General features: G+C 53.2%; 7 protein-coding genes and 1 pseudogene. 7 read left to right on the top strand and 1 reads right to left on the bottom strand.

What is annotated here, in order from left to right:
• The first annotated feature begins 146 nt into the window (after positions 1 to 146).
• The gene (locus KUW67_RS18220) at positions 147 to 368 is read left to right on the top strand and encodes a hypothetical protein (RefSeq protein WP_224826766.1); all 222 of its coding nucleotides are present in this window, start codon (positions 147 to 149) and stop codon (positions 366 to 368) included.
• Positions 365 to 2287 (top strand): type IV secretory system conjugative DNA transfer family protein, encoded by a 1923-nt coding sequence (locus tag KUW67_RS18215; RefSeq protein WP_224826765.1) that lies wholly within the window; start codon positions 365 to 367, stop codon positions 2285 to 2287. Before KUW67_RS18220 ends, KUW67_RS18215 begins: the two co-directional genes overlap by 4 nt.
• 634 nt (positions 2288 to 2921) lie before the next feature.
• On the opposite strand, the gene KUW67_RS18555 is transcribed toward KUW67_RS18215, so the two are convergent.
• On the bottom strand, positions 2922 to 3413 hold the full coding sequence (locus tag KUW67_RS18555) for a DUF6653 family protein (protein ID WP_370635046.1): 492 nt from the start codon (positions 3411 to 3413) through the stop codon (positions 2922 to 2924).
• Positions 3414 to 3672: 259 nt separating this feature from the next.
• Between KUW67_RS18555 and KUW67_RS18210 the strand changes: the two genes are divergently transcribed.
• The 5 genes and pseudogenes from KUW67_RS18210 to KUW67_RS18190 form a co-directional block, all read left to right on the top strand.
• The gene (locus KUW67_RS18210; protein ID WP_224826764.1) at positions 3673 to 4305 is read left to right on the top strand and encodes an L-2-amino-thiazoline-4-carboxylic acid hydrolase; all 633 of its coding nucleotides are present in this window, start codon (positions 3673 to 3675) and stop codon (positions 4303 to 4305) included.
• 5 nt (positions 4306 to 4310) lie between these two features.
• Entirely contained in the window at positions 4311 to 4796 is a 486-nt protein-coding gene (locus tag KUW67_RS18205; protein ID WP_224826763.1) for a hypothetical protein, read from the top strand.
• Positions 4797 to 5058: 262 nt separating this feature from the next.
• Positions 5059 to 5913: pseudogene (locus KUW67_RS18550) on the top strand (hypothetical protein); the annotation flags it as partial.
• 135 nt (positions 5914 to 6048) lie between these two features.
• A complete protein-coding gene (locus KUW67_RS18195) occupies positions 6049 to 7224 on the top strand; it encodes an autotransporter outer membrane beta-barrel domain-containing protein (RefSeq protein WP_224826767.1) in 1176 nt (391 codons plus the stop codon).
• A 142-nt stretch (positions 7225 to 7366) separates the two neighbouring features.
• On the top strand, positions 7367 to 7886 hold a 520-nt coding region (locus KUW67_RS18190), incomplete at its 3' end, for a hypothetical protein (protein WP_370635045.1).

The following is a 7886-nucleotide window of genomic DNA, read 5'->3' as shown; positions in this document are numbered from 1 at the left end:
ACAAAAGACCATCGAAACACGGCGCTTGCTTCACCGCAAATCGGCCGCATAATCAAACCAACCAGATGAGCCAGATCCTCTCTTAGCTCAGGCGCCCATCTGTCCCAAAATCCCTGACGACGGACAACGAGTTGGGTGAGAACGGCATGGCGTGGCTTCGAGCCGGAAATTACGCCGTCCTTTCGGATATGCTGCCAGATCGGATGGATCAGATTGCGGTGACCCTAGGAGTGTTAGAGGCCGCGTACGAGGAAAGCGGCGATCTTGCGTTTGCGGAAACCGCAAAAAGGCTCGAGCAAGTGAAAGACGACCTCGCCGAGATAGACCCACGCCGCGACCGCGATCTGGAAGAGGATATGGGGCTGTGACCCGCAATGTACCGTTATGGGCGGCGGTGCCGGTCGGTCTGCTTTGTGGTCTGGCTATCGGGACAATCGTGGCGAGCGGATATCTGGCGCTGGCGCTGCGGACCGGCTTTGCCAACTTCGATATGCTCTTGGTCTGGAAGATGGGCGACGGCCTTCAGACACGGCACGCTGAGGCGTTTCAAGTCGCTGTAGGAGCCGTTGGGTTAGGCGCGGTCAGTTTTGCAGGGCTCGCCTTTGCTTGGGTTTGGCAGGCGCGGCGTGATGATTACGGATCGGCGCATTGGCAGACAACGACCGAACTGCGCAAGAATAAGATGTTGGATAAAGTGGGGCAGGGGTTCATCTGCGCAAAACTTGGAACGCCTCGCTCTGGTGCGCCGTTTATCTCGGCATCAGATATCCCGCATGTGATGATGGTGGCACCGACGCGGGCGGGTAAAGGCGTGGGGTTTGTGATCCCGAATTTGCTGTCTTTTGCAGGATCGGTTGTGGTGCTTGATGTCAAAGGCGAAAATTTTGAGAAGACGTCGCGGCTGCGGGCGATCAAAGGCGACGAAGTTTTCCGCTTCAGCCCATTTGACTGGGCCAACAGCACACATCGTTACAACCCGCTCGCGCGGATTGCCAAGGCCCCCAGCTTTGCACAGCAGTTCACCGAAGTGTCGATCCTTGCCGATCTGTTCCTGGACAAGGACAACAAGACGCTCGACACATTCTCTGAAGCGGGAAAGTCGATTTTCGTGGCCGCGTGTTTGTTGGCGATCCAGCGTGGTAAGCCAACTTTGGGCGCGGTCAATAAGATCGTTACAGGTGGTGACTACAAAAACGCGCAATACGGGGCCTATGCCGAGGAGGCCAAAGAAGACGTGGTGCGCGAACTTTGGACCAACGCAGCCAGCGCTTCATCACGATTGCTAACCTCGAATATTCAGGCACTCATGACGGCAGGTTTGAAGCAGTGGGACAACCCCGCTGTTCGCGCCGCAACGAGCGAGAGTGACTTCGATTTTTCAAAGTTCCGACGAAAGCCTCATGCGCTCTACATCGTTGTGTCCGAGGATCACATTTCGACATTGGCGCCGCTGTTGCGGCTCATGTTCGCGGACCTGATCGCCAGCCTTCGGCAGCACGAGCCGGGCCCTGATGAGCCTTGGCCTGTCATGATCATGATTGACGAGTTTCAGCAGATGGGGGCGATGCCTTATGTCGAGCGCGCGATCCATTCGCTGGCGGCATACGGTGGGCGCGTTGCGATGATTGCGCAGTCTTTGGCATCGCTGGATCGGATTTATGGGCCTGAAGGACGGGAAAGTCTGGAGAACGGGGCAGGGCTAAAGCTCTACATTACGCCGCGGGATCAGCGAACGGTGCGCGAGGTGTCAGCGGCGGTAGGGAGCACAACACGAGAAGCAGTGACCCGGATGTACGGGCGCAACCGAGGTTTGCTAGGAGCGACTTCAACGACCGCTCGGTTCGAGGAAAGGCCTTTGCTATCAGAAACCGAGGCGCGGACGATGGATCCGGATGAGGTGATTGTGTTGGCGTCGCCGCAGCACCCGATCAAGGCAAAGCGGATCAAGTATTTCGATGATCCGCTTTTTGAAGCTTTGGTTGAGCGGCAAGCTGGCAAAGAGTTTCCATATCCGCCCAATGTGGATGGTATCGGGCCTTGGGAGAGCTTTGAAAGCGTGCAGCGCGTCGTTTCCTTTGGTCGAAGCATTAAAAATGGGGGGAAATGGAAAGCTTCGGAACGAGTTCACGAGCGAACGACGCATTCGATGAAATCGAAAGACGCAACTTTGCAGTTGGACTGTACGTCTGCAGAAAATGCTGATCGCAGAGCAGACCTGCCTGATGAGTGGAAGCACCGCATTGAAATGCAACAGGACTTTATCGACGAGTTATTGAAAGGGCAATGAATGGCGAGAACCGGATCGCTGATCGCGTTTATACCAAGGGCCTTGAGTGCGTTTGTCCGCCGGGAGTCAAGTTCTCTCAGGAGTCTGGCAATGCTGCTTGATGATGTTTTCAAGGGGTGATTGTCTGGAATTTTATTCACGAGGTTGATGCTGAGTGCGCCACCTCAACCGCTTCACGTGAAATCGATCTGTCTCGGTCCTTGAAGAATGTTTACTGGCCTTGTCCTTAGGGGGGTATCTGCAAACCTTTGGTATGTCATTGGAAGCATTACAAAAGTACTAGCGTTGCGGTAAGATTCGCATTCTGCAATTGCAGGTGTGCCTTCGTCATCTGCAGTGCCGCATCTACCTCTCAGTAGACTCCTGCGGAAACAAAATTTGCAAATTTTGGGGTTACGTCGGCAGGCGCCGTGGGGTGCATAAAACCGAATGATATGAAGGCGACTGCCAAGACGATCAGAACAGACTAACTGCCGATCAGAAGACCTAGAGCTTCGATATCTGATCTCTAGCCGGTCATGGACCCCAAGTTGGTTACAATGCCAAGTTTACAACTTAAAAGTATGTGACTTGACCCTATGACCCAGAGCGACTTCGCAACGAAGCTACAAGAATACGTGTGATGACAGATACTTCATTCTTGAGTTCGTGGTCGTTCCGATAGCAACCAAACCATACGGTCGAGGAACCATAGCTTTCCACCCATAATCAACACTAGACCGGTAAGCGTTGGCCAGAACTCGAGCCGCCAGAGACCCCACGAAAATGGTAGCAGGCCAATCGCACTGACAGCTGCAATGAGCAGTGGTGTTCGACGATGATGATCAGGGATCGAAGGTAAGTTTTGACCCAACCAAAGTCTCTCGCCAAGTACAGCCTTAGACATCCAACTCTCCATGTTCTGTGGGGGTCGAAAAACGCGAGGGTTAATCCATGTCCAGACACAGACCAAGAATATAAGGAGAATACTCCACCAACCGATCGTGTCACGACTCCAAACTGCAAAAGCGAAAAGCGGCGGGATGGCCATGCGACTCCAACCGCTCCATGGGTTCGAATGCTTGAGCCATATTTCATCTGACATCTTCATGTAACGCTCGACATGGCTCTGTTCGTGCAAGTTCATCTTTGTTCACCTTCAGGGCGCGCTTTTCGGCCAATCCGACAGAAAATCCACTTGATACATTAGCTCTCTGTGATTACATACAAAAAAGTATGCTACATTACAAGACGGAAGGTTTGGCCGTGAAGCTTGTTTATTTTCGAGGAGCATCCTCCGGATTCATTGTCCATCTCAATGCACACGATCAGGCAAGTACTTTCAAAGGAGTTGGCCGGATCTTCAACAGTACATTGGGTGCGGCTCAGGCGTCGGAGGTAAGCCGTTGAGACGCGCAATCTCATACGTTTGGCAGCTTGAGTTTGCCCGAAATCTATCTAAGCAAGCTCGGGTCAAATTAACTGCGCAAGACATTCGCAGCGAAGTTGGGCGACTTCCACCCGGTTCGATGCCAGGAAATGACGTTGCGAAAAGGTTCAATCTGACCCTCGCTCGTAGTCTGCACGCGGCTGTCATTCTTTTGGAGACGAAAGCTGGTTTTTCCTCGATTGATGCCAAAAAGCTCGCAGGCGTGGCCTTCGGCGCAAGTGGCGCCTGGCTGACAAGGTTGGCTACCCGGTCATGGCTAAAGCTGGAAGTCGATCCATTTGCTGGAGTGGTAAAACGCGGACCTTCGAAGCTAGCAAAGGCGATGTGGGGAGACGGTATGGTTGTTGAAGATCGTTACCGACCAGACGGAGTTTCGCTTTGCGTCCTTACCTGCCCATTCCATGAGTATTTCTGGAACGTTGGTCGATCAGATCTCACACCCATCCTTTGTGCTTGGGATACGGCGTGGCAGGCTGAGGTGAACGGGTCGACGAAGCCAATACAGGTAGACATTCTTGACACGATTGCCCGTGGTGGCGAGGTTTGCGAGTTCGCTTTCAAACGAGCTAACGCGAAGCGTGCGGATTGACTTGCGTGCGCCCGGCAGCAGCTTCTCAACAATGGCTAAGCCTTTTTGCGCGACATTTTTTTCAGCTCGTCGCAGCGTTCTATGCTTACGGCGCACTGATCCATATTCTCAACATCGCTTCCATGACTGGGTTTGTCTGGGCCGAGGCTCCACTCAAATGGCAACTGCTAGATATCATCTATCTTGTATTGGACTTGGTCATCGTCGTCGGTCTTCTTCGACGATCATGGATTGGTGTCTTAGCCTTCTTTCTTGCGGCGATCAGTCAGATCGCACTCTATACGGTCTTTCGAGACTGGATCCTTGACGTGCCCGCTGCCTTTCAACGCTCCCCGCAGGACATCGCCTATCTTGATGGGCTAGTCATTTTCCATATCGCAACTTGCTTCGTGATGGGAATAGCCACCTTGGTTCGTCGGCGCGTAAACCTGAAACTGGTAGAGGGCAGCGAACGAAGCCTAGTTTACAAATGGCCTTCCAATAACAAGTGATCGGTTCGGTCGCGCCAGAAATTTTCGATATCGCGGGAATGGAAGCTGTTGGTCGAATTGCTTGGGCACCAAAATTATTGTCTCCTTGATTTGTGATGCAATAAAGCGGATCGCGGCTGTGAAACGAAGGTTTACAAGACGGTAACGGCTTCACGTTCTGATGGCCTGATTTTGAGGCATAGCCGGTTTGCTGTTCGCTCACCTATGTCTTGGATACAGTGATTTGTCGCTTCCAGAATGTATTGAAACCGAAGTCTAATTCATGGTCATGAAGTGGTTCCTGTTTAGCGACCCGATCTCGGCGTACGCTCACTATGCGATGCTGCGGAATGTTCTAGTACGCGGTGTCTGTATCATAAGTTTCAGCATTTCGGCATATGCGCAGGCGCAAGACACTACATTCACAGGGCTCGGCGTCTCATTTGACCACAGCTATAGTGAGGCATATGGCGTCTCTGGCGACGGCAATACGGTTGTGGGTCTCAGTGGTACGGGGTTTAGGCAAAATGAGGCGTTCCGCTGGACTGCAGACGCCAATTTGCAAAAACTAAGCTCTTCAAACCCAATTTACCTGTTTAGTGAGGCCCAAGACGTCTCTTACGATGGCAGTGTAGTCGTGGGTGTGAGCGTAGCATCGGACGGACGGCTTGAGGCGTTCCGCTGGACAGCCGCCAACGGCATGCAAGGGCTTGGGTTCTTGGGTGGCGGAGGTTCTGTGCCAGCCAGTCGTGCTTTTGGCGTCTCTGGCGACGGCAATACGGTTGTCGGGTCTAGCACTAATGCGGCTGACCAAGTCGAAGCATTCTATTGGACTGCGGGCCGCGGCATGCAGGGGCTTGGATTTCTGGGCGCTGTCTCGCCTTATAGCATAGCTCGAGACGCTTCTGACGATGGAAACGTGATCGTCGGTGTGAGCCGAAATGGGTCTAGCCGATCAGAGGCATTCCGTTGGACCGCGAGCCGCGGCATGCAAGGGCTCGGCTTTTTAAATGGTCATTCTTTGAGCAACGCCTTCGGCATATCTGGTGATGGCCGCACAGTCGTAGGTGTCAGCGTAAGTTCCAACACGACAGGTGAGGCGTTCCGGTGGACTGCTGCCACTGGAATGGAAGGTCTCGGACACTTGGGTAGGGGCGGCTCTGTTCCGTACAGCGAGGCTCAAGCGGTTTCTCGCGATGGAGGCACGATAGTCGGTAGGAGTCGTAACGTATCTAGAGAATTTGAAGCGTTTCGTTGGACGGAAGATACTGGCATGGAGGGACTTGCCGATCTTCTTGCTGCAGAGGGCATCGCGATGACCGGGGTTATCCTGAGAAACGCGCGCGATGTTTCAGATGACGGGACGCTTATCACCGGCGAGATGGTAAACTTGTCGGGGCAAACGGAAGCATATTTAGCGCTTTATGACCCGGGCAGTGGGGCTGCTGGTGTGATTGCACCTGCAGGGTTTGCAGTCTCTGTGAATGGCATCGCAGAACTATCGCAGAGTGCGCGCGGACTGGGTGAGGCCAGATTACAGCATCTCACGCAAGTTGCCCGTCACTATACCTTGAACAGTCCCACAGACTTGTCGACGGAAGGGCCTGGTGATGCTCGCGGCATCCAATTTGGCGCCTTCGGTTATGGAGTTGGCCTTTGGTCGCAGGATAGCCCAACAGGTCGAGTAAGAACGAAGCAAGGCACGATTGGTGTGATCGGGCAGACGAAGACTGGTTTGCGGTTCGGATTTGGGCTGCAGACCGCACGTCTTGGCAAGACGAATGGCTATCTTGGTAGCTCGGTTGAGACCGATGGCATTGGCGGAGCTGTCTTCCTAACGTATCAGCCAGAAGAAACTGGCTTGCGTCTACTTGCCACCGCCACGATCCTTGCGCTCGATGCCGAAATCGGACGAAATTATCGCAATGGTGCTGCGGTTGAGACGGCGAGAGGGTCAACCCGCGGCGAGTATATGGGTTTTGAGCTGGAAGTTGGATACGCGTTCCAGGTGAACGAAAGGTATTCGCTGTTGCCCTATATGTCGTACCAATCCAGCAAAGCAAAGTTTGACGGCTACGGCGAGACCGGTGGAACTTTCTCTGGTCGAGTCTCTGACCACAGCAACAGAAGCAGAACGCTGCGCGTCGGTGTCGAATCCGCATATCAGATGTCCAATTCATTGGAACTGATCGGGAGTGTCTCGGTCGGTCGAGTCTCGGAGGAGTTGACCGCGCCCAGTCTCGCAGTAACAAACCTGAATGGCATGCAGTTTAGTGGGGCTAGCAGTCGCCGTGATTATACAATCGCGGATCTGTCCATTGGTGTGAACTACCAGCTTACTCCAACGACGCAGCTCTACGGAAATGTGGAGCTACAGCGCTCACTGGGATCAGAAGAAAACAACTACGATGCCGTCTCCGCAGGTCTTGGTTTCGCGATCAAATTCTGAACTACCAGTCCGGGAATTATGACCTTTCTCAACCATTTAGCGGCCTCATTTTGAGGCATAGCTGTTTTGCGGTTCGTTTACCTATGTTTTCGAGCACAGTGTTTTGTCTCTTCCAGAATATATTCAAGCCAAGGTTCAGTTCATGGACACCAAGCGGTTCAAAATAAGCCACTTCATCTCAATACAACCATTTATCGTGATCCCATGGAATAGTCTGGCATTCGGAATCTATATCCTGAATCTGAGTATAACGGCCCATGCGCAAGCACAAGACTATTCATTCACGGGGATTGGTTTTCTCGATGGCATTAATGCGCATAATGAGGCTCTCGGGATTTCTGGAGATGGTCGTACGGTCGTCGGATATAGTAGGCCCATTTCTTATGGCCGTCGGCATGCGTATCGCTGGACGGCTGGTAGCGGCTTTGAAGATCTTGGGGTTTTAAGTATTTCCCAGCCTTACGCCACGGCGGAGGATGTATCTTATGATGGCGGCACAGTGGTAGGGGGGAGCTCCATTGCGTCGTTCCAAGCCGAGGCGTTCCGCTGGACAGCCGCCAACGGCATGCAAGGGCTTGGGTTCTTGGGTGGCGGAGGTTCTGTGCCAGCCAGTCGTGCTTTTGGCGTCTCTGGCGACGGCAATACGGTTGTCGGGTCTAGCA

This window comes from Cognatishimia sp. MH4019, from assembly GCF_020177595.1.
Taxonomy (GTDB): Bacteria; Pseudomonadota; Alphaproteobacteria; order Rhodobacterales; family Rhodobacteraceae; genus JAHTBL01.
This window is presented reverse-complemented; position numbering and strand designations above follow the sequence as displayed.

Coding starts and splice junctions, on each gene's coding strand:
- KUW67_RS18195 (WP_224826767.1), top strand. CDS start 6,049: ATGGAGGGACTTGCCGATCTTCTTGCTGCAGAGGGCATCGCGATGACC.
- KUW67_RS18555 (WP_370635046.1), bottom strand. CDS start 3,413: ATGAACTTGCACGAACAGAGCCATGTCGAGCGTTACATGAAGATGTCA.
- KUW67_RS18220 (WP_224826766.1), top strand. CDS start 147: ATGGCGTGGCTTCGAGCCGGAAATTACGCCGTCCTTTCGGATATGCTG.